This is a genomic window from Zooshikella ganghwensis (assembly GCF_018263875.1).
In the GTDB taxonomy this organism is placed as follows: Bacteria; Pseudomonadota; Gammaproteobacteria; order Pseudomonadales; family Zooshikellaceae; genus Zooshikella; species Zooshikella ganghwensis.
The window spans coordinates 222,175-248,455 of record NZ_JAEVHG010000006.1; the positions used below are offsets into that span (position 1 = coordinate 222,175).

Here is a 26,281-nt window from a genome sequence, read left to right on the forward strand (position 1 = left end):
AATTACAAGTTACCGCAAAGTAGGTTAGGTACATGCCCACAGTAGCCAAAACAAAATGTGATATAGCACTTTTTGGCGCCCAAGGAGACTTGGCCCTGCGGAAACTTTTCCCTGCACTTTATCAACTCGATAAAGCAAATCTCTTAGCCCCACAATTAAGAGTGCTTGGTTTAGCAAGATCCCCAATTGATCAAGAAAATTTTCTGGAAACAGTCCGTATCCATCTCTGCAAATTTATCGCGCCGAATGAAATTGACGAAATTGCTCTCGCTCGTTTTCTTGCAAGGCTTTTTTACATTGAAATCGACTTTACTGATGGCAGTGCTTACCACACATTACATGACAAACTATGCGAAACGAATAACCCTTTAGTTTGCTACTTTGCGACACCTGCTGCTATCTATGGAGAAATTTGCCAAAACCTTTCTAACGCAGGTTGTATCGATAACCACACACGCATCGTACTGGAAAAACCCATCGGATATGACCTTGCTTCATCTAAAAAAATTAATGATGCAGTAGCACAGCACTTTGCTGAAGAACAGATTTACCGAATAGACCATTACCTAGGTAAAGAAACGGTTCAAAACCTGATTGCATTACGCTTTGCTAATAGCTTATTTGGCTCTCAATGGGATCATAATCATATTGATCATATTGAAATCACTGTGGCAGAAACCATTGGCATTGAGCACCGATGGGGATACTTTGATCGAGCTGGTCAGTTGCGTGACATGGTACAAAACCACCTACTGCAATTGCTGTGTTTAATTGCAATGGACCCGCCCAATGATTTAAGTGCTGACAGTATTCGTGATGAGAAAGTTAAAGTCCTCAAGGCATTGAAGCCCATTGATACTCACTCCCTCAATCATGATGTCATTAGAGGGCAGTATTGTGCTGGCAGTGTCCAAGGCCAGCTTGCTCCTGGTTATCTAGAAGAGCCTGAAGGTAAAGACTCTCAAAGTTGCACCGAAACATTTGTAGCTATCAAAGCACAAATTTGTAACTGGCGATGGGCAAATGTGCCTTTTTATTTGAGAACAGGAAAGCGAATGACTGAAAAGCTTTCCCAAATCATCATTCACTTTAAAAGGCCGCCTCATTATATTTTTGCCCCTGAACAGCGTGATATAGCAGAAAATAAACTTATTATCAGACTGCAGCCTGATGAAGGTATTTCTCTTCAAGTACTGACCAAAGACCAAGGGCTTGAAAAAGGAATGCGCTTAAAGCCAGGCCCACTCAAACTTAACTTTTCAGATACATTCCATACCCAGCGTATTCCAGATGCTTACGAAAGACTCTTCTTGGAAGTAATCCAAGGCAGCCAGTACTTATTTGTGCGTCGCGATGAAATTGAATATGCCTGGGTCTGGTGTGATCAAATAATTAATGGATGGCAGAGCCAAAATACACGCCCGCAAAAATACCCAGCTGGCTCTTGGGGCCCCGTATCTTCAATAGCAATGATTACCCGTGATGGAAAGTCCTGGCATGAAGACTCTGCTTGAACAACTGCTCACTGATGTGAGAGCCAAACTAAAGCACCACCTGCTTAGCTTTAATGATAGTCAAAAGCTGGTGGCTGCTTTGACCGATACCGTCACAGATACCTTGCAATCAGGTTTAACGCGCCATAGTCAGGCAACACTTGTGGTATCTGGTGGTAGCACCCCCATTCCGCTGTTTAATGCACTTGCTGAGTGCAACCTGAATTGGGCCAACGTGAGTGTTACCTTAGCAGACGAGCGCTGGGTTGATGAGCACCATGCTGATAGTAATGCTCAGCTAGTTAAAAAACACTTATTACAAAAAAAGGCTTCTACTGCCAAATTTTACGGCTTAAAAACACCTCCAGTTGATGCCGATAGCGGTCTAGATTCTTGCTCAAAAATACTGAAGCAACTGCCACAGCCTTTTGATGTGGTTATTTTAGGGATGGGGAATGATGGACATACAGCTTCACTCTTTCCTAATACGCCTACCTTGCAGGAAGGACTCAACCCAACAACGCCAAAACTATGTCTGTCATGCCAACCGATCACAGCACCTCACCAGCGTATTACATTGACATACCCCGTGCTGGCATATGCCAAGCTTGTGATCTTACACATTGTTGGGGAAGACAAGTTACTTACGTTACAGCAAGCGTTAGCCGCTGAAAATCAAGCGGATATGCCCATTCGTGCCTTTCTGCAGGATCCGTCCATTAATTTTGTTGTTTATTGGAGCCCTTAAGCTCATGCGCTCAGGATCAAACATGTCAAACTTAACACTGGCAACGCAGGCGACACAGCAGATTGATTTAATCTGCCGACAGTCCCCGATTATGCCTGTGATAACCATTAATGATATTTCTGAAGCGCTACCACTAGCGAATGCTCTGCTTGATGGTGGAATTTCAACGCTGGAAGTTACCTTAAGAACACAAACTGGTCTGGATGCAATCAGCATCATTCGCAAAGCGCTGCCTGAAGCGTTTGTTGGTGCAGGCACTGTCACTTCAGTGGCAATGTTAAATGCAGTAGTTGACGCGGGAGCTCAGTTTGCAATAAGTCCAGGTTTAACCCACGAACTACTCCTTGCCGGCATTGATTCAACAATTCCATTACTACCTGGTATAGCAACGCCATCTGAGCTTATGCAGGGACTACAACTTGGCTATCAGCGCTTTAAGTTTTTCCCAGCAGCCGCTGCAGGCGGAGTGCCTGCTTTAAAAGCTCTGGCAGGCCCTTTTAGTAATGTATGTTTTTGCCCCACAGGTGGGATTAATGCCAACAACGCCAGAGAGTATCTCGCTTTACCGAATGTAATGTGTGTTGGTGGGTCATGGGTCGTACCAAGTGATGCTGTTCGCAATAAAGACTGGCAACGAATTACTGAGCTTAGCAAGCTAAGTATCCAGGCATTGCTGCAAAGCTAATGAATAACCTTTTTATCATTATTCAGCTGTCCTCTGAATAATGTGTCTCCTTCCCAGTAATGGGAAACTGCTCTAGGACAAGTGTTTTATAACACTACTCTTGGCATTTTAACTCCGCTTTCTGCGGAGTTTTTTTTATCTGATAAATTTAAAGTTTTGCTTTTGTATACCCTTCGCAAAAGGAATAGCTTTTTAACAAAGCCATATCGATACTACTAACCTAATTTTTCAGAAGAAACTAGTCCCTGAGCAGCGCCTAATAAACCAGGGTATTCAGCAAGCACTAAATATGAGGGAATAGCATTTAAGTAATCTCGAAATCGGCCTTTATCAATAAACGCATTTCTAAAACCACTCTTCATAAAGTGCGCTTTAAAACGTGGAATGATCCCTCCAGCAATATAAACACCACCTAACGCACCAATGGTAAGCGCAGCATTGCCTGCCACCGCGCCTAAAATCTCCGAAAACATCTCCAGTGTCTGGCAAGCCAATTTATCTGTGCCTTCACAACCCTCAGTTGTAATATATGAGGGGTCTACCACTGAAATTTCTTGACCCGATACTGCCGCAAGCGCTTGATATAAATTAACTAAGCCACTACCCGACAGTATTCGCTCAACAGAAACATGTTCAAAACATCTGTGCAAATAGCGCCAAACCTCAACCTCTAATTCATTACGAGGCGCAAAATCTACATGCCCTCCTTCCGTTGGGATTGGCAACCAGCCTTGCTGAGTTCTCACCAAACCTGCCATCCCCATGCCTGTCCCAGGCCCCATGACCAGCTTAGGTTTATCTTTGACAGAGTCACCCTCTCCAACCTGGCAAAGGTCTTTTTCCGACAGCACCGGCAATGCTAAGGCAAGCGCGGTAAAATCATTAATTATACGAAGCTGCTTTAACCCTAGGTCAGCCTTCAATGTCTGCTTATCAAAATACCAGTGGTTATTGGTCATACGCACTTGGGCATTATGAACCGGGCAGGCAAAAGCAAGGCAGGCTTGTTCTGGTGAAACACTCTGTTGGTTTAAGTAGTGAGAAATTGCCTGGTCAATATTGGCATAGTCTTTACAAGCTAAAACCTGAATCTGCTGTAACGATTGCGTTGATAAATCAAACAATGCGAAACGGGCATTGGTTCCTCCAATATCCCCCACTAATGCAATTTGAGATGACACTACTACCTCCTCACTTCCATTCATTCATCAGTCATGTGCTTAATAATGTAAAGCCAGACCTTTTTATTTTATACCCTTCGCTGTGAGTATCTACTCAAAGTGAAGGCTACAAATTATTTGCCTACATTATCGAAATCAAAGACTGTCGCTCCAAGTTCTGCACCACCAACCACTTGCCGCATTTGAGCAAATAACTCTCGCCCCATGCCATGATGAAAATCAGATAAATCGGCAACAACTGGTGTACGTTGTTGCCACTCTTCTGCAGGAACTTTAACAGTTAACGTTCCCTGTAATGCATCTACACAGACAGTATCACCATTTTTCAATTTGGCTAATGGCCCGCCTTGTGCCGCTTCAGGATACACATGAATTGCCGCGGGCACTTTTCCTGAAGCACCAGACATACGACCATCTGTGACAAGTGCCACTTTAAAACCTTTGTCTTGCAAAACACCAAGAAATGGCGTCAGTTTATGTAATTCAGGCATCCCAGTCGCCTGAGGCCCTTGAAAACGAACAACTACTATACAATCCTTATTTAACTCACCTCGCTGAAAAGCTTCAGCCATTGCTTCCTGACTATGAAAAATAATAGCTGGTGCTTCAATCACTTGATGCGCCTGTGCAACTGCAGACACTTTAATCACACCACGCCCAAGATTACCCTTCAGCAGTCGTAGACCTCCTTCAGCACTAAAAGGCTTACTTACTGGTCTTAACACCTCAAGGTCATGTGATATCTCAGGCCCTGCGCGCCAAATTAGAGCATTATCTTTTAAAACGGGTTCTTGAGTGTAAGCTTCCAACCCTTCACCGACCACAGTGACCACATCATTATGAAGCAGGCCTGCTTGTAACAGCGTACGAATTAAAAATGCCATACCACCTGCCGCTTGGAAATGGTTGATATCAGCCTGTCCATTTGGATAGATTCGCGTCAGTAGTGGTACAGCCGATGATAGTTCAGCAAAGTCATCCCAGGTAATGTGTATACCTGCAGCTCGAGCTATTGCCACTATATGCATAGTGTGGTTTGTTGAACCACCTGTTGCTAACAAGGCAACAACTGCATTAATAACTGATTTTTCTGAAACAACCTTCCATATAGGCGTGTAATTTTCTGTGAGCGCAGTTATTCGTGTGACCTGACGAGCCGCTTCTCGGGTTAGTTCATCACGCAATGACGTCTCAGGGTTTACAAATGATGCACCTGGTAAATGCAAACCCATGATCTCGATCAATAACTGGTTACTATTAGCTGTGCCATAAAATGTGCAAGTACCAGGAGCATGGTAAGATTCAGATTCCGCTTCAAGCAACGCTTCACGACCAACCTTACCTTCTGCGTAAAGTTGTCGCACTCGGGCTTTCTCCTTGTTTGGTAATCCTGATGGCATTGGTCCTGCTGGCACAAAAATGCATGGCAGATGACCAAAGCTTAATGCGCCAATCAAAAGCCCTGGCACAATTTTATCGCAAACACCAAGACAAAGGGTGGCGTCAAACATGTTGTGAGAGAGTGAGATAGCGGTTGCCATGGCAATCACATCTCGACTGAAGAGGCTAAGCTCCATGCCTGGTTGCCCTTGAGTGACACCGTCACACATCGCAGGTACACCACCAGCGAACTGTGCAACGGAACCCAGCTCTCGCATGGTCTCTTTAATAAGAGCCGGGTATTTTTCCAGCGGCTGATGCGCAGATAGCATATCATTATATGCTGAGACTATAGCTACATCAGCTTGCGTAGCGAGCTTAAGAATTTGTTTGTCTTGCGGCTGGCAAGCCGCATAACCATGAGCTAAGTTTCCGCATGAGAGTGTGGATCGGTGAGGTCGCGGCTTTGCGACTTGCTGCATTCGCTCAATGTAGGCTTTACGGCTTGCAGAACTTCGGGCAATGACCCGTTGAGTAACGCTGGCGATTGTAGGGTGCATTACGCTTCCTCATCAGTCGATAGTGAGATAACGTTTTCAAATGGTAATATTACATAATTTAACACGGACTTCTCAGTAGTTTTTATTGTCGAAAGCCCATTTTATTTGTAATATTACCAATAAAATATAGCAGTCTTTGTAGGAGGATTCTTCCATGACCATTCGTGTTGCTATTAACGGTTACGGTCGTATTGGTCGCAACGTACTTCGTGCTCTTTATGAGAACGGCTACCGCGATCGTATTCAGGTTGTTGCTATCAACGATTTGGGTGATGCTGAAATCAACGCTCACTTAACTCGTTATGACACCGTACATGGCCGCTTCCAAGGCGAAGTTCGCACTGAAGGCAGCACAATGGTTGTCAATGGTGACGAAATCCGTATTACTTCAGAGCGTGACCCATCTAAGCTTGACTGGGGTTCTCTAAATGTAGACGTTGTTTACGAATGTACAGGCATCTTCACTAGCCGTGAAAAAGCCAGTGCTCACCTTGCAGCAGGCGCTAAAAAAGTCATCATCTCTGCACCAGGCACTAACGTTGACGCTACTGTTGTATATGGTGTTAACGATGACGTACTACGCCAGTCGCATGAAATCATTTCTAACGCTTCATGTACCACTAACTGTTTAGCACCAGTTGCTAAAGCTCTGAACGATACTGTTGGTATTGACAGCGGTTTGATGACAACGATCCACGCTTACACTAACGATCAGAACCTATCTGACGTATACCACAGCGATATGTATCGTGCTCGTGCAGCAACCATGTCTATGATCCCTACTAAGACTGGTGCAGCTGCTGCAGTAGGCTTAGTACTGCCAGAACTTAATGGCAAGCTGGACGGTATGGCTGTTCGTGTCCCCACTATCAACGTATCTGTTGTAGACCTTAACTTTGTTGCTAAGCGTGAAACTAGCGTTGCAGAAATCAACGAAATTATGAAGAAAGCATCTGATGCTTCTCCAGTTTTAGCCTACAACGTTGAAAAACTGGTTTCTATTGACTTCAACCACAGCATTGTTTCTTCTACATTCGATGCGACTCAAACACGCGTTAACGGTAACCTGGTTAAAGTTATGGCCTGGTACGATAACGAGTGGGGCTTCTCAAATCGTATGCTAGACAACACCATTGCTTTAATTAATGCACCTGCATAAGCGTAGGAGCATAAGCCATGGGAAGCATTCGTAGAACTAAAATCGTAGCCACCTTAGGTCCTGCCTCTAATGACTTAGCAACATTAGAGAAAATGATCAAAGCGGGCGTTAATGTGGTTCGCCTGAATTTCTCACATGGCGAGCCAGAAGACCATCAAAAGCGAGCTGAGCTAGTCCGCGAAGCCGCTAAGCGTCAAAATGCTTTCGTGGCGATTCTTGGGGACCTTCAAGGTCCCAAGATTCGTATTGCACGATTCAAAGAAAGCAAAGTTGAACTGGAAGTTGGCCAGACGTTCATTCTTGATAAGTCTCTAGATAAAAATGCTGGAGATAGTGAGCGTGTTGGTATTGACTATGAAGCACTTATTGCTGACTCACGTCCAGGTGATATCTTATTACTTGATGATGGCCGCGTTGAGCTTCGTGTTACGGGTGTTACTGAGCACGAAGTTATTACAGAAGTACTGATTGGTGGTCCTCTCTCCAACAACAAAGGTATCAACCGTCAAGGTGGTGGCTTATCCGCCAAAGCCCTTACAGAGAAAGATAAAGTCGATATCAAAGTCGCTGCTCAAATTGGCGTGGACTATGTAGCCGTATCTTTCCCTCGCTCAGCTGAAGATATGGATGAAGCCCGTCAACTGTTGCATGAGGCTGGCTCTAAAGCTGGTTTGATTGCAAAAATTGAACGCGCTGAAGCTGTTGCTGATGATGAAGTACTCGACTCTATTATTCGTGCTTCTGAAGGGGTAATGGTCGCTCGTGGTGACTTAGGTGTTGAAATTGGCAATGCAACACTAGTTGCTGTGCAAAAGCACATTATTGATCGTGCCAGAAGTTTGGATCGCGTGGTTATCACTGCGACTCAAATGATGGAGTCAATGATCACTAGCCCAATGCCAACCCGTGCTGAAGTTTCTGACGTCGCTAATGCCGTTTTGGATGGAACAGATGCAGTTATGCTGTCTGCTGAAACAGCTGCTGGTAAATACCCAGTGCAAACTGTTGAAGCAATGGCTAGTGTTTGTGTAGGTGCTGAGTTACACCCTGCAGCACACCGTTCAAAACACCGCCTGGATGAACCCTTCCAGAATATTGATGAGTCCATTGCACTCGCAGCAATGTACACAGCTAACCATCTGCAAGGTGTAAAAGCGATTATTTGTATGACTGAGTCAGGGGCAACGCCACTGTTGATGTCTCGAATTCGCTCATCTATTCCAGTGTTTGCCTTTTCTCGGCATAAAGATACGCAAAACCGTGTTGCCCTTTACCGTGGTGTAATGCCAATTCCATTTGAAACTGACACTATCCCAGGTAAAGAAGTTAACCGTCATGCCATTCAGGCACTCAAAAATGCAGGTCATGTAAGCACTGGTGATTTAATTATCATCACTAAAGGTGACCGCGCCCACTCTCAAGGTGGAACCAATACACTTAAAGTATTGTGTGTTGACTAATGTTATTCACAACCTTGTGAATGACGGCATGACACTTATATCCGTGAGGATATAAAACGTAATTGTTTTTTTGAAGTATATGCTTGCCATATTACTTCTGGGATGCTGAGCATCCCATTTCTCCCAAGTGCAAGGCTGTTATTCAGTCCTGTGGACTTTACAGGGACCATTGAGTCCCTGTCCTTTTTAAAAAGCTTCAGATTCGAAAAAGCCTGGACAGTTTTAATTCCCCATAGCGGCTTTTACTACCGCTACCAACCGATGCGCCGCTGTTTCAGGTGTCATACTGGGGTCTTTAAAAAAAGCTGTTATCACTTCGTATATAGCACCCCCTGTGTCTGATGTTGTCGCCATATACTGGGTATAACTTGGTAGTAAATTTCCATTTTTAGCCGCAGCAGTCAGTGACTGATGTGAAAGTTGCGCACACTCATCAAACTGATCGAGTGGAACATCATTACGAACAGGAATAGAGCCTTTACGCAAATTAAACGCTTTCTGAAAGTCAGGAGTCATAATGATTTTTGCTAACTCTATTTGCGCCTTTTGCTTTTCTGCATTTTGAACATCAAACATCACAAAGCTATCGATATTATAGATAAAGCTATCTTGTGTACCTGGAGCTGGAATACACGCAAAATCCACCCCTGCTACTTTTCCTGCAGCCAAAAATTCACCTTTTGTCCAATCCCCCATTATTTGCATTGCTGCACGGCCTTCAATCACCATCTCAGTGGCAGCATCCCAATCCCTGCCTTGCGCCTCATCATCATAATAAACACTCAAGCGCTTGAATTGTTTTAAAACTTGAATCATTTTCTGGCTTTCAAGTGTATCAATGTCATTTTCTACAAATGCTTTACGGTAAAACTCATTACCCCCAATACCCAGCGCAACTATTTCAAAAATAATAGCCTGCTGCCACGCCTGATTACTCAACGCAATGGGTGTAACGCCTTTAGCCTGCAGCTTGGTAGCAACCTCATTCAGCATGGTCCAAGAGGTAGGCACAGGAAGATTATATTTTCGGAACACATCCTTATTTAGCCAAATCCAATTGACTTTGTGAATATTAAAAGGGACTGCTACAAACTTGCCATTATGCTGCATTATTTCAGTGACAAACGCAGGCAGACGCGATGACCAACGTTGTTCCTGGCTTACAGAGGATAAATTAGATAAAAAACCCAGTCTGGCCCATTCTTGAATTTCTTTCCCTTTTATTTGTGCTGCAAGTGGTGGGTTAGCCGCTAACACCCGAGACTTTAAAACGGTCATTGCCGTCTCTCCACCACCTCCTCTCACGCTTGAGTCTATCCACTGATAGCCAACACTTGCCATAGCGGCCTTAAGTTCGTTGACAGCACGTACCTCTCCTGCTGAAGTCCACCAGTGCAAAATTTCAACTTCTGTTGTTGCCCAAATTTTTTGAGCAAATAACATTAATAATGAAACTGTGGTGGACTTTAGCCAATAAGTCATAGCTTACATCTCAGTTAATTTTCTTTTATATATTTCTAGGCTATAAAACGTTAATTAAGAGGGGAAGTGAGCATAACCTAAAAAAATATGGACTTTTATTGTCGAGGTAGCGTTAGTTCAGCAATTAACCCACCTTCAGGGTGATTTTTTAAAATAATTTCCCCACCATGCGCACGTGCAATACTGCGAACAATGCCTAGGCCCAACCCTCTAATGCCAGACTTAGAGACATTTCCCTGACTACGATAATAAGGCTCAAACACCTTTTCTAAATCGCCTTGTTGTAATCCTGGCCCGAAGTCACGGATAGTGATGACTAATTTTTGTGGAGAGTCAATAATTGAAACTTCGGCTCGTTTCCCATAGGCGATAGCATTATCCAATAAATTTGTCAGCGCTCGTTTAATCGCTAAAGGTTTACCGATAAACATCTTACAGTTATTACCGATTAAACTAACCTCATGGCCTGCCATCGAAGCATCATCTTTTAAGCGCCTTAACATCGCCATGATGTCAATAGGTACCTGATTTTCATGGATATCAGTGTCTTTCACACACTGTAAAGCCCCCTTTACCATCAGGTCCAAATCAGCTAAATCCTGACAAAATCGTTCGCGCTGCATATCATCCGCTAACATTTCTGCTCGCAAGCGCATTCGCGTTATCGGTGTTTTTAAATCATGAGAAATAGTTGCAAATAATCGAGCTCGATCATCAATATATCGCTGTAAACGATACTGCATTGCATTAAAAGCTTTTGCCGCCTTCACCATTTCCTGACTACCCTCTTCAGGTAAAGGTGGCTGTTCAAGATCTCGACCAAGCTCTTCTGCAGCTTTCGACAGTCTCTCTAAAGGTTTAGCCAGCCAAGTCACGACCCAAAACGACACCAGAAGCAAAACAACAAGCATCAAGCCTAAAAAAATCAAACGCTCTGTGGATAAAAACTCTCGCTCAGAAATAAATGAAGGATGAGGTATTAAAGCAGCCACATATAGCCATTCATTTTCTGCGACCTGAATTTGCGTCACCAGAATAGGCGGCGATAAAGGTTTCATAAGCAAGCTATGGTGTGTCCAACGGGGTGGTAAATCTGTCAGTAAAACATCATTATTAAACACATGAAGGGTATCTGGATCAGAAAATTTAACGATTATGCGCTGATTTTTACCTAGCTCTTTTCTGAGCACTTTATTGAACTCACTAATCACAATATGATGTATCCGTTTTTCTGGATAATCATTAATTAAAATGAGTTCTTTATTAATACTTACAAAAAAACGGCTTCCTCCCATATTACGCAACTGATCAAGAACGATATGCCGGTATTTGACTGGAAGAGAATTAAAAAACTTTACTGTCGACGCCATGCTCAATGCCATATGCTCAGCCATTCGGCTGACCTCCTGCTCTTCAGCAAAGCGAGCCTGAGTCATCCAAATGACGCTACTAATAAGTTGCACTGCCGCAATGGCCAGCACAAGCACACTGGCTAAACGCCCAACTAACGATTTTGGCCAAAAACGTCTAATCCAACTCATCCGCAACACTGACTTCTACTGCAAGCACATAACCTGCCCCACGAACGGTTTTGATTATTTGAGGATTTTTACCATCGTCACCAAGCCGATGTCTAAGCCGACTGACATGAACATCAATTGATCGATCAAAAGGACTAGACTCTCTACCTCGGGTCAGGTCAGAGATTTCATCGCGCTTAAGAATACGTTGAGGGTGCTCTAGAAACAGCATCAACAAAGCAAAGTCTGCCCCTGTCAATGGGTACTGCTGTTCACCTTCTCGCACTAACTGTCTGCTGGTAGTATCCAAAGTCCACCCTGCAAACTTGTAATAACGAGGGTTAGCAGCAGGCTTTACCTCGACAGGCTGTTGGTGGGTCTCAACCCTGCGCAAGATAGCCTTGATTCGCGCTAAGAGTTCTCTTGGGTTAAATGGCTTGGCCATGTAATCATCAGCCCCCATTTCCAAGCCAACAATCCGATCCGCATCATCAGAACTTGCCGTTAACATAATTATCGGCACCAGTGACTCCTTGCGAATCTTCTGACACAGCGTAAAACCATCATCACCAGGTAACATAACATCTAACAGAACAATATCGATGTCTTCAGCGGGAAATTGCTCGAACAGTGATACGCCATCAGCTGCTTCCAACACAGAAAACCCTGAACGCTCAAGGTATTCTCGTAATAACGTTCTAATTTCGGTATCGTCATCAACAACGAGTATTTTTTTGTTTTTATGCATATTTAGCCAAATAAAACATTACAACCGTTACAAAAGTTCACCCACTCAGGCTATATCTATGGGATAAGTCAATGACAAACCGCGTTAAGGTAAACTTAATTTGTTACTCTCTGCAATTAACTATGATACCCCAGTAAAGGTATGAAACAATCCAGACAGATGTTTTAAATACTATAACAAAATAACCACAGGAACACTTATCTCGTGTTTCGAAGGCGAATAACGTCATATTCCTCCCTCGCCCAACGTTCATCACTCTGCAATCGATACAGCTCATTTTGCAGCTGAAACTCTTTGGCTCGTATGTGGTTAATCGAATTCATAAGCGCTGACCGCTTGTCGATATGATCACCCTGCTCAATAAGTTCTCGTTCTTTAGTAGAAAGCTCAGTTCTTAAAGAGCGTAAGTCCTGCTCTAAGGTTGAAATTTTTTGCGTTATTGACTGCCAGTGCTGCCTGGCTTGATATACTTCATGCCCCCGTTGATAGCCTGATAAAAACCGCGCTTCTAATGCACTGGGGCAAACGCCTTGATAATGTTTTCCTTGTTCACCTTCCGCATAACCTCGGGATGCAGTACAGTAACGCTGAAGGCCTCGTTGATAACCTGCTTGGTATGCTTTGAAATCAGGAACAACTGAGTAGTCAGAACAATCTTTACGATATATACCCACTCTTGAACTTAAATGACCTTGAGAGCCATCTTCAAAACCTACCGTATGCCAGTTAGCGAGTCGACACTCGCTTTCTGTCATGACACTACAGCCATTGACGAAGAGTAACAGCAGGACAAACACAAAAGAATCTAAAGTGTTTCGCATAAAAACATTTACTCAGGTCTTGTTTATAAAATTAATACCATACACAAAAGAAAAATAACTTTCTTTTTATATTATCTAAAAACCGAGTGCCATAAGCCTGTAAAACATAGTTTCATAATATACGAATGCCGTTGAAACAAAATTAAAATATGGAGAATTGATACTTACAATGCATATAAATACCCAAAATGTAGGCTACAAAACTGCTTCCAGGCACTTCTGAGCACAAGTGGTGTCTACTTATATCTACAGCAAGTATTTCTTCTTTAACTATAATTGTTTGCAATCTGTTTTTTTAAATGGGTGAACACTGTGTTTCAGCGTTGTAAAAAATGCTTATACATTTTCTGTTGTATGACACTACTTGCTGGTTGTGGAAGCCAACCTTTTCGCGTCGAAAACCTCGCTAAATCGGATACTGACTTTGTCGCAGACACGGTACGCGCTGAAATGCGAAAACACCTAGCAACACTGATGGAAAAGCTTTATAAGCGCAATCCACGTGAGTTGTATAAGTCTGGAGCAACGATTAAACAACGCCAAGCTCTTCTATTTGATCATTATGGGCCTATACGTTTACCTGAGCTAAAACGAAAAGCCAGTACTGATGCTATCCTTCTCGCGTTTGATGATTCTTTTAATGGTGATCGTGTCATGGCGGTGATGGCAGGTTTAACTGACATGATTCGACAAAGCTATGACTATCATGATGAGTTTTTCATTCTCGATGAACTAAACCAACAAAAGCTTTATAACAGTGCACGTAACCTGGAAATTCTGGCTTGGCGTTTACAGTCTCGTAAAACCCCCTCAGGAAAGCCTTACTTGATTACTAACTCATTACAACAGGATGCGGTCAACCTAAGTTTTGAGCGACTTTTTGGTAAAATGATCATGCTGCAAGATATGATGGCTCAGATTGTTTCCAGTAAAAATGATCGCACAATCAACTTTCTGGTTAGGGGAGTGGCAACAACAACTTTTCTTCCTATCTGACAGCTGCAACCATTTACAGCTTTAATACTGGTGCCGTATAGCCCTTAAGCTATCTTCATCCACTGTGACAACTCAACCTAAAACTATTCATACTCAACTAGTACTTTATAGTTGGTTGAGCGCAGGTTTCTTGACTACAGTTAACATGTATTCCCTTAGCAGGCACCCTATGGGGGCACGCCATGAATCTGAAACGTATTCGCAATCACCACCTGCCTATTCACCGATTATTAATCTTGTCTTTTGAAGGTGATATCTACATGGCTGAAGTTCAAATTCATGATCGAAAATTCTTGGTTTTAAATGACAAAGATAATAAACCGCGAGTTTTCCCAAGCCTAGCCAGCGTAAGAGATGCGTTCGATGGTCTAGCTGTATGTGACACAGAACACGTTCACTACTCAGCTTATGATGAAATGATAGGGCTACGCAGCCATGACAGTGAGAGTATGGGGCAAAAAGACTTTTACCCTATAAACAGTCAAAACCTTCACTGAAGCTTAATTGAAAAGTAATTTACTAAGGGCCTGTTAACACACTACTAGGGTTGATAATCCCAGCGCCATAAAATGCCATGCTTCGCTTTAAGGCGTTCATACGTTCCATCAAGAATAAGCGATCTTAGGCTATCATCAAAATCAGTAACCACGGTTTTCACATGCTCATTATTTTTACTGAATCCGACATAGAGATTATTCTCTGATAAAGGATCAGGTAAAAACGACACCAAGCTTTGAAGTTCTGGTGCTTTGTGTGCAATTTCAAAGCGAGCGACAAACTCATCTTCTAAGGTTAAATCTATTCGATGTTTAACCAGCTTGTATAAATTCACTAAGAACGTTCTTTCTGGAGACTTCTTAAGTACTGGACTCATATCAAATTGGGGTTCATAAGCATAATCACGAACAACACCTATCTCATAATGCCTCAAGTCCGCAAAGTCCGTACTCACAATATTGCTGTCCACACGCTTGATAAACTTAATACGGTTTGTCATATATGGCTTAGAAAAGACCATCTTTTCTGCCCGCTCGTCGCTATACCAAACATCAAGTAACGCATCAAATGTACCATCATAAGTACCTTTCAATGCTCTTGACCAAGGGAGTATAACGACATCTACTTCGTAGCCTTTTCTTGACATAGCTACAGAAAACAGCTCGGGGGAAAAGCCTTTATTGAGTAACTCTGTACCTGAGTAAGGAGCCCACTCTGTAGCTGCAACCACCAGCTGTCCACTCCCACTCCATGCTGGGCCCACAAATAACACGACAAATAACGAAACCCACTTACCCACCATGCGCTAACATCACTTAATGCTATTTTCACTCTTTAGCATAGAACACGAGCAATATACTTCGCGAAAGCTTTTTTCAGAAGGCAGGATCAAATGCTTAGCACCTCATTGCGCAATAAGAATTGATCTCAAAAACTGACTCACAATTCGGTTAAAAAGAGCCGGTTTTTCAGCATGCAGCCAGTGACCTGCATTTTGTATTATTTTTACACCTGCTGCCGGGAACAGAGACAAAATAGCATCCTGATGACGCGGCAAAATATAATCAGAGGAACCACCTTTAATAAACAACACGGGCTTATCATAAGATGACTCGCTACTCTGCCCTGCCATGATATGTTCATAGTGCTTAGCAATGGCAGAAAGGTTCATGCGCCACTGAAAGCCAGAAGCCGAGGTTTTCACTAAGTTTTTTAGCAAAAAACTGCGCACGGAAACTTCATTTATATAGGCCGCTAATTCTTTATCCGCTTGTGCTCGAGAGGTAATAGCAGACAATGCTAGCCCTTGAAGCCCAGCAAAAACCTGATGATGATGAGGAGGGTAACGAACTGGTGCAATATCTGCGACGATTAACCCTGAAACACGGTCAGGTGCCCGTAAAGCAACTTCCATAGCAACCTTTCCACCCATTGAGTGCCCCAAAAGCACGGCTTCAGTCAAGTTAAGTGAGTCCATAAAACAAATGACATCATTTGCCATTAACTCATAGCTCATCATTTCATGATGTGGTGAGCGACCATGGTTACGCAAGTCAACGGAATAAACAGAAAAGTCCTCAGCAAGCACTTTAGCAACAGCACCTAAGTTTTCTAGCGATCCAAATAACCCATGCAGTAAAACTACTGGAGGGTTTCCTTGTATCCCTTGCTGACGATAATACAAATCAAACATGCTACCTCAAAAAGTGTGTGGATATTACTGAAGGTATACCTTATATCTGCGAATACGCTTCAGAGGATAACCCCAAAGCGAATGACATATACCCATAACAAAGGGTATACAACCTTAACATGACATAGTGAGTAATGGGCAGCTTATCTTAGTGATGAAGAAACAGGAAAGCTGCTTGCCAACATCACAAAGATAATATGGGAGCTCACTTTCAACATTACAGAAGTATCTTTCAGGAAATAGTGGAAAATCACATTGACTACGCAAAACTAAGCTGTACTAAGATTTTAACGAGCAAAGCCAATGATTAGAGCACAAAGCATAAAGTAAGTTATCCTTTCTGTTCCAGAAGGCAAGTGCGCATTAAACTGCTAAATTATTCACTAAATAAAAAATTATTGTACCACTCTTGCAACAATACAAAGCTGCGAATGTCAGATCATTATCTCTACAATAATTTTAACTTTTCCTTCAATAAGGGTTTTATAAAATTTAACGATTAAACTAGCTATCATGCTCAAACTACTACATCAAGCCGTTTAGATTCTAGCGCTATACATTGGGCAAAATAGGAGCACTTTCAATGATTACTTATACTTTTTGAAGTAAAGCACTAAAGTTAAAATAAACAGTTTTAAGATCCTGTTTTTTAGCTACGCACCTTCAGACACACATTTCCCTGCTATAACAATTTACTTAGAAAACAAAACAATTATCACTATATTTTAAAATATACGGAAATTACGAACTGAAAAGTACTCATTAATTTGAATAATACAGTACCTTTCATATTGATCATACTTTATACAAAGGATCTGCATTAATGAAGTTATTACTCACAACAGCAGTAAGCATTATTATCTCTTTTTGCATGAACAGTGCTGCCTTGGCTGAAGCGCGCTCAAATCAAAATGCCACAGATGCAGAAATCCGCCAAGAAGCAGCAGAAACCTGTAAGGAATGGGCAAAAGAAGATAAGGTTCCCGCAGAAAAGCATGAAAACTACACACAAAAATGTATCGCCTTTTTAATGGGAGAGACTGACGACTTTAACCCCTAATCAACTTATCCTGACTTGTATCGACTAACGATAAGAGAACATCCTGTTACAAAGTTGATTACACTTTTCTCTCCCTAACTATACGTCGCAGAAAAGCTAAGCAGTATAACTCTTAAACAGCTAAATGACATATCGTCTAGCAACCGCGACGTACTAGTTACTAAAATGAGCGTTTCTTATTAGTGTTTACTTAACACTGAAATGAACGGTTATAAGTACCTAAAAACTAGCCTCTACCGGCTACCTAAAATTAGTTTATTTTGTAATTGACATTGGTTGAGTTTTGGCATATTGATTACCTTGAACCAACTCAGAAATACTGGTGGTTTACTCACTGTAGAAATGCTATAGGTTAGTCACATTCGATAGGATATGGCCAATGAGTACTGCTACACTCAGTCAGAGCTTCAACACCGTCAAGCGCTTCTTTGATGATGTTCATTTCCCTTATGGATTTCAACGGTCTGGTTTTTTCTCAATTAGAGAATCCAATACACTGACATCTATAGGCGATGCCTTAAAAGCACTCAGTGAGGGGTCTCGAGAACCTCAGTCAGATGAAGAAACTAACTTTGTAAGGGTCGTTCGCGGAGAAGCAGCACCTTCAACCTTTGTGGAAAAAACATGGATGAAGTACCTTAATAAAATTAACATGGAAGATGCTTATACCGCTGTTTACTTTGATGAGGATTAAATCCTCTTGGTAGATAAACCATTAGTATTAGCTGTCAGATGTTTCATATTATTAGCGATAGTATAGACAGCTCTATTTATTTAATATGACAAGCTAGCAGTTAGCTATTTTTATAAACCCCAATCACTCATTAAATTCAGCAATTGGGGCTGAAAAATATGCCATTACTGCTCTTGTAAAAAACTCAGTAGTTAAACGCTTCTATCAATGAGATCCTGATATAAGCTTACCACTTTATTTAACTCTCTAACTATTGACCCCATTGAGGCTGCAACCAAGTGAGGTACAAACTTTTTTTCGTGGTATTTACTCATACCCGTTTTGGCATATATCCAGTGTGACTTGATTTTTTTAATGGCATTATTTATATCTGCAACATTAGTATTATTCTTACTAAGCAATATCACACCCACATTAAACTCTTTATTAAATTTGGACAGTGCTTCCTCTATTTGCGGTTCTCTAAATCCCCAGGCATAAGCTGTGTAATACAAAACCATCTGTTGCGCTAAAATTCTTTGTTTAGCTGTTGCCATCATCATGTTTTTATAACGTGAGGAAATACCCTGCGCTACAGTTTCAACAAACTGACTACAACTTTTATATAAATCAACATTTCTTGTCAGCAACTGTTCACCTCCATATTTAGTTGCTCTTTTCGTTAATAATGACTTTGTCTTTTTCCAGTCTTGTTCTAGTTTTTCTATAGCACTTTTTAAGGTTTCAGATAATTCTTTACGCTTAAAATCCTTAAGCATGTTATCAAAAGCCTTGATACTTTCTTTCATTTCAACTGATGTTTCAGCGACGTCAACTTCAACACCCAACAGCATATAATCCTTTATTACCTGCTGACTCAGCATGCATTGGTACGTTGCCTGATTAAAAAACAATCCCACTTCCTCACTCGCATCTTGTGCTGTTACATTATGAGGCAAGATAATTAAAAAAATACTGGTAACAGCAAGCAAACTACGCATTAATTTCCAAGATTTCGTTAACATCAGTCTTATGTTCCTTTAGTAAATAGCAACCTATACCTACTAACATCCATGATCATAGGTATACTTTTAAACAACATCATAAACTTTATGCTTGGACAGCAGTTTATCTCAAAAGGGAATTCATAAAATTTCAGGAGTAGCGATAATATACCTACAGTGAAGGATATAAACTAACAACATGAAAAGTTTAATGAAACGCGACTATTAATCCCAAGAATGCTACATTAAGACGGCAGTTGGCATAATTAGTATTGATCTACTATGTGAATAAGTTCAACAAAAAAATGCTTTCTAAAAAAAAGTTGATAACTATACCCACAGCGAGGGATTTTTATACCCCAGGGGCACAAGGGTGCGACCGTCAAGCGATGAAGCCCCTGGGCAAGTTTACTGCTGTGAAACTTGCGGTAGCCACTTTAATTGATATAACAGCGCTGCTGGACGGTTATATTAATAAGTGACTGGGGTGAAGAGCGAAGGCAACAAACCCTAAAATTGATTCGCGAAGGGTATAAGTTACACTGAGTTCACTATGAAAAATAATCGCGGCAAACTGAAAAAGTCAAAGATTAATGTAACCATAAAAAAAGGTGCTTTCTCATTGAGAAAGCACCTTTTTCACAAGACATATAATACTATTAAGCGTTTAGTTACACCGCAATTGGCGCCTTAATATGCGGATGAAATTGATAATTCTCTAACGTAAAGTCATCGAAGGTAAATGCAAATAAGTCTTTAATCTCTGGATTGATTCGCATTGTCGGTAGTGGCAAAGGATTACGTTCCAACTGGGTTTTAGCTTGTTCTAAGTGATTAGCGTATAAGTGTGCATCACCTAGTGTATGGACAAACTCACCCAACTGCAAATCACACACCTGTGCAATCATCATCGTTAAGAGAGCATAAGATGCAATATTAAAAGGTACCCCAAGAAATATATCCGCACTGCGCTGATAAAGCTGACACGACAGCTTTCCATCAGCAACATAAAACTGAAACAAACAATGACAAGGAGGCAATGCTTGCTTGCCAATAACAGCATTTTCTTTTGGCGAGATAGACGTATCAGGTAACACCGTAGGATTCCATGCACTCACGACAAGTCGACGGGAGTTGGGATTCGTTTTTATATCATAGATAAGCTGGCTAAGCTGATCTACTACCTCACCATTAGCGCCTTCCCAGGAGCGCCACTGTTTACCGTAGACGGGACCTAGCTCACCCTCATCAGTTGCCCATTCATTCCAAATGGAAACACCATTTTCCTGTAAATAACCGATATTAGTATCACCTTTTAAAAACCATAACAGCTCATGAATAATTGAGCGTAAATGGCACTTTTTGGTTGTTACCAGAGGAAAGCCTTGTTGCAAGTCAAAACGCATCTGGTAACCAAAGACACTATAAGCGCCTGTACCCGTCCGGTCATTCCTGAAAACACCATGATCATACACATGCTGCATAAGTGCTAAATACTGTTTCATCTTTATTTCACCTGTTCACTCGCTACGGGTGCATGATGTTGCATATATGTTCGATCATCGGTATTCATACCATCTACCAATGCACGACAGCGATAAGCATAAACCATAAAGGCAATACCCAAAATAATCATTGGCAATGTGAGCAACTGCCCCATAGTCAGCCAATCAAATGCGATAAAGCCTAAATGACTATCGGGCTCACGGAAAAACTCCACCGTAAAACGAGCAAGACCATAACCTAATAAGAAGAGGCCAGACACAGCCATTCGAGGCCTTGGTTTAGCGGAATACCACCATAATGCAATAAACAGCAGAATGCCTTCTAAGGCACCTTCATATAACATGGAAGGATGACGAGCTAGTTCACCGCCTTGTGGGAAAACCATTGCCCAGGGGACATCCGTCACTCGTCCATAAAGTTCACCATTAATAAAGTTACCCACTCTTCCTGCAGCTAGACCCAAAGGTACCATAGGTGCAATAAAGTCTGTCATCTGGAAAAATGATTTATTGATTTTTTTCCCATAGAAATACATCGCAATGAGTACACCGAGTAACCCGCCATGAAATGACATGCCGCCATCCCATACTTTAAATAGCTGTAATGGGTTCTCCAACCAAGCATCAAAGTGATAAAACAGCATAGAGCCAATTCGACCACCCAAAATGACCCCAAGCGCAATATAAAACAGTAAATCTGAAACATGTTCTACTTGCCAAAGTCCATTTGAACGTTTGGCTCGATACGACATCAATACCCAGCCCGCCGCAAAACCAACCAAATACATCAAACCATACCAGTACACTTTTAATGGGCCTAACTGGAGTGCAATAGGGTCTATATCATGTACATACACAGTGTAATCCTTCTCCTCGTCATGAAGAATAGTGAGTCATCCAGGCATTATAACGTGCTTAGCAGCCTGCAGCGATGGCTATTATGTGAACAGTAAAAAATCTATACCCACTAAAAACAATACAGCCGCAAATGCCAACTGCAGTTTATCTTCTGGTAATTGATGTGCAAACTTAGCACCGATTTTTGCAAACCAAATACTTGTTGCATTGATGCCTAATAGAGCAGGCCAATAGACATAACCTGTTGACCAGTCAGGGAGTCCTTCGTGCCCCCACCCATGCCAACCATAACTTAACGCTCCAACGGTCGCCAGAGGGAAGCTGCACGTTGCAGCAATGGCAACAGCATGCTGCATAGATACATTATGCCAACGAAGTGCAGGAACAGTCAGAGTACCCCCGCCAATTCCAAAGACCGCAGAAATTGAGCCGATTACTCCACCATAAGTAATCTGTCGTGATAAATCCGGCAACTGACCTGCAATATTGTCAGAGACTTTTTTTTTGCTTAACACCATTTGAGCAGCCATAACCATGGCAAAAGCACCAAAGCCCTTTATTAGCCATACTCCGCCAATAAATGTAGCAAGCCATCCTCCCAAAGCACTTCCGACAATGACCCCAAATACTAATCCCATAAACTTTCGCCAAGGCAGTAAACTATGGCTTAAATGGGCAATCATGGAGCTTGATGCAGTAACAGCTATAGAAGCTAACGATGTACCAATGGCTAGGTGAGTTACTACAGCTGGTGAAATTTGCTGAAAAGTAAAACTGTATAAAAGCACTGGTACAATAATTAAACCACCGCCAATACCAAACAATCCTGCAAGTAATCCTGCTAGAGCACCTAACGTAAGATAAAAGCCTAGTAGTAACATGTTTTTTTAGAGATAAGATGAAAGGAATGAAGCATTGGCACTCATATATTTCACTGTATTTTGCCAAGCTGTACTGTTTACTGAGCTTTACTGGGCGTAATTATTTTTCCTAAGCCTTTTTTACGTAAAGCCAGCTCTATGGTACTGCTAATCAAGTGAGGGTTATCCATTTTCAATACAGACTGTAAAAGCTCTTTTGCCCAGCTTACAGAGATTTGCCTCAACAACCACTTAACTTTGGGTAAATTAGTTGCATTCATTGACAACACGTCGAACCCCATAGCAACTAAGAGCAATGACGCAACAGGGTCTCCCGCCATTTCACCACAAATACTCACGGGCTTGCCAACACGATGCGTATCTCTTACCACTGCTTGTAATGCTGTCAAAACTGCTGGGTGAAAAGAATGATAAAGCTCTGCAACACGAGGGTTATTGCGATCAACCGCTAATAAGTACTGAGTGAGGTCATTACTACCAATAGAGACAAAATCAACTCGCCTTGCTAACTCCGACACCTGGTATACCGCAGCAGGCACTTCGATCATCACACCAATTGGCGGTAGTGCAACATTACAGCCCTCAGTCACAACTTCCCCGTAAGCCCGGTGAATCAGGTGTAACGCATCATCAACTTCAGACACACTGGATATCATTGGCAACATAATGCGTAAATTATTTAACCCCGCACTTGCCTTAAGCATTGCCCGGATCTGCACCAAGAAAATTTCAGGGTGATCCAGTGTGACTCTGATTCCACGCCACCCTAAGAAAGGGTTATCCTCTTTGATCGGGAAGTAAGACAGTGATTTATCACCCCCAATATCTAACGTACGCATAGTGACGGGGTTAGGCGCAAAGGCTTCAAGTTGACTACGATAAATCTCCTGTTGTTCGTTCTCACTAGGAAAGCGCTCACGGATCATAAACGGCACTTCTGTCCGATACAGTCCAACGCCCTCTGCACCTCTATCTAGTGAGCGCATCACATCTGTAATAAGTCCTGTATTAACCCACAAAGGTATACGACAGTTATCTAGTGATACACAAGGCAAATTTTTCAGTGACTCTAAGCCCGCAATAAACAGCTTTTCTTCGTCAACAACTTCTTGGTAATAAGCTCGTAACTCATCAGAAGGACTTAGATAAACCCGCCCAACGTTGCCATCGACAATAAGTTGTTTGCCATTTAGCTGGGTATAGGGCAAATCCAGTGCACCCATAACGGTTGGTATACCCATGGCCCGAGCCAAAATAGCCACATGAGAGTTACCAGATCCTTGTACCGACACAAGTCCAACAAGTTTTTCCTTAGCAACCTCACCCAACATAACGGGTGTTAACTCTTCGCTGACTAAAATAGTCTGGTCTGGGTACTGAATATTGACCGTCTGCTGCTCTTGAAGGTAAGCAAGTACACGACGGCCAAGATCCTTAACATCAACGGCACGCTCCCTTAAATAAGGATCTTCCATCATTTCAAAATTGCGTACATGTTCATCAATTACACGTCGCAAAGCGCCTTGTGCCCACTGACCTTGACGAATGAGGTCACTGACCTCAGCGCCCAGCGCATTATCGTCAAGCATACGTAAATAAACATCAAATAGAGCCTGCTCCTCAGGACGAATATGATCAGCAAGCTTTGAAGATGTTCGACGTAAGTCGTCTCTTACTGATTCAAGGGCATGCTGAAAATGCGCTAGTTCAGCATCGATATCCTCACAGGTTTGATCAGGCACACCATTTAAAAAAGCCGGAGGTAACACAGCAACAGCAACACCAATTGCTACGCCAGGAGCCCCAGCAACACCATTAAACCGTGCGGCCTGTTTTACTTCGCCCAACTGAGAGTAATTATCTTGCTTAATGGCACCTGTCGCTTCCGCATGCGCAATAACACCCGCCAACTGTGCAGACATGGTGACTAAAAAAGACTCTTCACTTTCTTCAAAACACCTGCGCTCTCGCTGCTGAACAACAAGTACGCCTAAAATTTTTCGGTGGTGAATAATAGGAACGCCTAAAAAGGCATGGAAGGGTGCTTCTCCCGTTTCTTCCAGATAACGGTATTTAGGGTGTGAAGGTGCATCATCAAGGTTAATAGGCTCTTCGCGCAAACCCACTTGACCCACAAGTCCTTCAGAACGTCCAAGTCGAATGCCTATCGCTGACTTCTTTAGTCCCTCGGTTGCTCGTAAAGTATATTCACTGGTCTCTTGATCAAACAAATAAACCGAGCAAACTTCCGTATTCATTGCTTTACGGACTTCAGCAACAATAATGGCCAACGCAGACTGTAAGTCATGCGCTGCATTTACATCCTGAACAATCCTCCGCAATGTGTTGAGCATCGTGTGTCAAATCCAGTCATCATCATTTGCGCCATAAACCCAGATGGCACCTATGATCTATATTATATTTACCAAAGCTAAACCTCGTAAAAGGTGGCCCGTATCATTCACTCCTGGTTAACTCGACAAAGGCGTGATGACAGCTCTTTCATCGCGCGCCGATACACTTCACGCTTAAATGTGATCACCTGCCCTAGAGGATACCAGTAACTCACCCAGCGCCAAGCGTCGAACTCAGGGCTTTCTCCTCGTGTAACCGAGACTTTGCTGTCATCAACAAGCAACCGGAGTAAGTACCACTTTTGCTTCTGGCCTACACAAATGGGTATTGTATTATAACGCACCAGACGTTTGGGTAACCGATAACGTAGCCAACCTCGCGTGCAGCCAATAATTTCTACATCCTCTGGTCGCAAGCCAATTTCTTCATGTAGCTCTCGATACATTGCCTGCTCAGGTGCTTCTTCAGGGTTAATCCCACCTTGAGGAAACTGCCAAGCGTCCTGCCCTCTTCGTCGGGCCCATAATACTTGGGCATCATTATTAATGAGGATAATCCCCACATTTGGCCTGAAACCATCAGGATCTATACCGCCTACGCCACATTGATTTTCGGGACGGCTCTCTACCATAGCCTGCATCGCAATATCGTGTTTTTATCATCTGAGTCATTGTTCCATAAACCACTACCCTAGAGCAATTCTAATAAAGGCTTCTGCACCTTTAGTATTCTAGGCTCAAGCATATAAAGCTTACTCACTAAGCATAACAAAAAGTTGCCTCACATATTTAAACAACACTAATGCATTACAAAACACAACAAACTAACGTACATATAAAACAACTGTTTAGCGCAAGAATAGTTATCCAGCATTACTGTTACATTTTCTTAAGCAATTGTTACAGACCATACTGGGACAAGTTGATAATCAACGTAATTTTAAAAACGCCTCTAACGTCAAGCTACCTCTTAAATAGCAATAACTTCACGCATCATTTTTATGCGTGTTACCCATAGCACACATAGCCTAATGGAACATCAACACTGTACTATCTATTAAAGTCGTTACTAAATTACTAGTAAGTTTCACAGCCGTAAACTTGCTCAGTAGCTTTATCGCTTGATAGTCCAGCGAACACATTTAAAACAGTTGTGATTGCTATCGCTAGCCTTAACAGATCAAACTAGCCCCACTAAAAAATCTTGATTTTGGGCTATAACCTTGGCGATTAACAATAAATCTATTAATTAAACAAAAAGAATCAGAAAAGTTAGTCATCCTCAATGATTTCTATTCCTGTTTCTATTCTTATGGTTTTGGGTTACAAAAATAACTGACAAGTAAATACCCATTAAGAGGTATCATTTATGTTTGTAAACCTGTAATGTCATTAATTTTTTAAAGCACAACGATCTATTTAAAAAATTTCTATAAATCTAAAGGCAGCTTCATATTTTCACATATACTCTTAACTGTATCGTATCTGTACTACCAGTATCAGGCCATTATTTCATCGCACC

23 protein-coding genes are annotated in these 26,281 nt (G+C 42.1%); 9 read left to right on the forward strand and 14 right to left on the reverse strand.

Annotation, left to right across the window (positions count from 1 at the left end; genetic code table 11):
- The first annotated feature begins 32 nt into the window (after positions 1 to 32).
- From zwf to KHS79_RS11380, 3 genes are read left to right on the forward strand one after another with little or no spacing between them, the layout of a single operon-like run.
- Positions 33 to 1,514, forward strand: coding sequence for a glucose-6-phosphate dehydrogenase (gene zwf / locus KHS79_RS11370; protein WP_212718999.1), 1,482 nt, complete (start codon positions 33 to 35; stop codon positions 1,512 to 1,514).
- The gene (pgl, locus tag KHS79_RS11375; RefSeq protein ID WP_212719001.1) at positions 1,498 to 2,241 is read left to right on the forward strand and encodes a 6-phosphogluconolactonase; all 744 of its coding nucleotides are present in this window, start codon (positions 1,498 to 1,500) and stop codon (positions 2,239 to 2,241) included. Before zwf ends, pgl begins: the two co-directional genes overlap by 17 nt.
- A gap of 22 nt (positions 2,242 to 2,263) precedes the next feature.
- Positions 2,264 to 2,926, forward strand: coding sequence for a bifunctional 4-hydroxy-2-oxoglutarate aldolase/2-dehydro-3-deoxy-phosphogluconate aldolase (locus tag KHS79_RS11380; RefSeq protein WP_212719003.1), 663 nt, complete (start codon positions 2,264 to 2,266; stop codon positions 2,924 to 2,926).
- A gap of 215 nt (positions 2,927 to 3,141) precedes the next feature.
- Here the strand turns inward: KHS79_RS11380 and KHS79_RS11385 are convergent, their stop codons facing one another.
- Positions 3,142 to 4,107, reverse strand: a complete 966-nt coding sequence (locus KHS79_RS11385; RefSeq protein WP_325167596.1) for a glucokinase — start codon at positions 4,105 to 4,107, stop codon at positions 3,142 to 3,144.
- Positions 4,108 to 4,220: 113 nt separating this feature from the next.
- The gene (edd, locus tag KHS79_RS11390; RefSeq protein WP_212719006.1) at positions 4,221 to 6,047 is read right to left on the reverse strand and encodes a phosphogluconate dehydratase; all 1,827 of its coding nucleotides are present in this window, start codon (positions 6,045 to 6,047) and stop codon (positions 4,221 to 4,223) included.
- Positions 6,048 to 6,201: 154 nt separating this feature from the next.
- Here edd and gap point away from each other — a divergent pair, with 154 nt between their 5' ends.
- On the forward strand, positions 6,202 to 7,206 hold the full coding sequence (gene gap, locus KHS79_RS11395) for a type I glyceraldehyde-3-phosphate dehydrogenase (RefSeq protein WP_027707142.1): 1,005 nt from the start codon (positions 6,202 to 6,204) through the stop codon (positions 7,204 to 7,206).
- A 17-nt stretch (positions 7,207 to 7,223) separates the two neighbouring features.
- Entirely contained in the window at positions 7,224 to 8,666 is a 1,443-nt protein-coding gene (gene pyk / locus KHS79_RS11400; protein ID WP_212719008.1) for a pyruvate kinase, read from the forward strand.
- Between the two features lie 222 nt (positions 8,667 to 8,888).
- Here the strand turns inward: pyk and KHS79_RS11405 are convergent, their stop codons facing one another.
- From KHS79_RS11405 to KHS79_RS11420, 4 genes are all read right to left on the reverse strand, one after another.
- Entirely contained in the window at positions 8,889 to 10,148 is a 1,260-nt protein-coding gene (locus KHS79_RS11405) for an ABC transporter substrate-binding protein (protein ID WP_212719011.1), read from the reverse strand.
- 95 nt (positions 10,149 to 10,243) lie between these two features.
- Positions 10,244 to 11,689 (reverse strand): ATP-binding protein, encoded by a 1,446-nt coding sequence (locus KHS79_RS11410; protein WP_094785924.1) that lies wholly within the window; start codon positions 11,687 to 11,689, stop codon positions 10,244 to 10,246.
- Complete coding sequence (locus KHS79_RS11415; RefSeq protein ID WP_094785923.1) at positions 11,676 to 12,416, reverse strand: response regulator; 741 nt, start codon at positions 12,414 to 12,416, stop codon at positions 11,676 to 11,678. Before KHS79_RS11415 ends, KHS79_RS11410 begins: the two co-directional genes overlap by 14 nt.
- Positions 12,417 to 12,613: 197 nt before the next feature.
- Positions 12,614 to 13,237 carry a DUF2799 domain-containing protein gene (locus KHS79_RS11420; protein ID WP_212719014.1) on the reverse strand — a complete coding sequence of 208 codons (624 nt, stop codon included), beginning with the start codon at positions 13,235 to 13,237 and terminating at the stop codon, positions 12,614 to 12,616.
- Between the two features lie 354 nt (positions 13,238 to 13,591).
- Here KHS79_RS11420 and KHS79_RS11425 point away from each other — a divergent pair, with 354 nt between their 5' ends.
- Complete coding sequence (locus tag KHS79_RS11425; RefSeq protein WP_212719018.1) at positions 13,592 to 14,233, forward strand: hypothetical protein; 642 nt, start codon at positions 13,592 to 13,594, stop codon at positions 14,231 to 14,233.
- 182 nt (positions 14,234 to 14,415) lie between these two features.
- Positions 14,416 to 14,730 carry a DUF6482 family protein gene (locus tag KHS79_RS11430; protein WP_094785920.1) on the forward strand — a complete coding sequence of 105 codons (315 nt, stop codon included), beginning with the start codon at positions 14,416 to 14,418 and terminating at the stop codon, positions 14,728 to 14,730.
- A 44-nt stretch (positions 14,731 to 14,774) separates the two neighbouring features.
- Here KHS79_RS11430 and KHS79_RS11435 read toward each other — a convergent pair whose 3' ends face one another.
- Positions 14,775 to 15,533 carry a substrate-binding periplasmic protein gene (locus KHS79_RS11435; protein WP_212719022.1) on the reverse strand — a complete coding sequence of 253 codons (759 nt, stop codon included), beginning with the start codon at positions 15,531 to 15,533 and terminating at the stop codon, positions 14,775 to 14,777.
- Positions 15,534 to 15,635: 102 nt separating this feature from the next.
- Positions 15,636 to 16,424, reverse strand: coding sequence for an alpha/beta fold hydrolase (locus KHS79_RS11440; protein ID WP_212719025.1), 789 nt, complete (start codon positions 16,422 to 16,424; stop codon positions 15,636 to 15,638).
- An 823-nt stretch (positions 16,425 to 17,247) separates the two neighbouring features.
- On the opposite strand from KHS79_RS11440, the gene KHS79_RS11445 reads away from it, so the two are divergent.
- Entirely contained in the window at positions 17,248 to 17,484 is a 237-nt protein-coding gene (locus KHS79_RS11445) for a hypothetical protein (protein ID WP_038290082.1), read from the forward strand.
- 379 nt (positions 17,485 to 17,863) lie between these two features.
- Positions 17,864 to 18,178 carry a DUF413 domain-containing protein gene (gene maoP / locus KHS79_RS11450; protein WP_094785917.1) on the forward strand — a complete coding sequence of 105 codons (315 nt, stop codon included), beginning with the start codon at positions 17,864 to 17,866 and terminating at the stop codon, positions 18,176 to 18,178.
- 191 nt (positions 18,179 to 18,369) lie between these two features.
- On the opposite strand, the gene KHS79_RS11455 is transcribed toward maoP, so the two are convergent.
- The 6 genes from KHS79_RS11455 to rppH form a co-directional block, all read right to left on the reverse strand.
- Positions 18,370 to 19,182, reverse strand: coding sequence for a type IV pili methyl-accepting chemotaxis transducer N-terminal domain-containing protein (locus tag KHS79_RS11455; protein ID WP_212719028.1), 813 nt, complete (start codon positions 19,180 to 19,182; stop codon positions 18,370 to 18,372).
- A 650-nt stretch (positions 19,183 to 19,832) separates the two neighbouring features.
- Entirely contained in the window at positions 19,833 to 20,666 is an 834-nt protein-coding gene (locus tag KHS79_RS11460) for a thymidylate synthase (protein ID WP_212719031.1), read from the reverse strand.
- 2 nt (positions 20,667 to 20,668) lie between these two features.
- A complete protein-coding gene (gene lgt, locus KHS79_RS11465; protein WP_212719033.1) occupies positions 20,669 to 21,523 on the reverse strand; it encodes a prolipoprotein diacylglyceryl transferase in 855 nt (284 codons plus the stop codon).
- Positions 21,524 to 21,604: 81 nt separating this feature from the next.
- The gene (locus KHS79_RS11470; RefSeq protein WP_212719035.1) at positions 21,605 to 22,405 is read right to left on the reverse strand and encodes a sulfite exporter TauE/SafE family protein; all 801 of its coding nucleotides are present in this window, start codon (positions 22,403 to 22,405) and stop codon (positions 21,605 to 21,607) included.
- A 77-nt stretch (positions 22,406 to 22,482) separates the two neighbouring features.
- On the reverse strand, positions 22,483 to 24,759 hold the full coding sequence (gene ptsP / locus KHS79_RS11475) for a phosphoenolpyruvate--protein phosphotransferase (protein WP_212719037.1): 2,277 nt from the start codon (positions 24,757 to 24,759) through the stop codon (positions 22,483 to 22,485).
- A gap of 107 nt (positions 24,760 to 24,866) precedes the next feature.
- Positions 24,867 to 25,400 (reverse strand): RNA pyrophosphohydrolase, encoded by a 534-nt coding sequence (gene rppH / locus KHS79_RS11480; RefSeq protein ID WP_233468379.1) that lies wholly within the window; start codon positions 25,398 to 25,400, stop codon positions 24,867 to 24,869.
- Between the last annotated feature and the right edge of the window lie 881 nt (positions 25,401 to 26,281).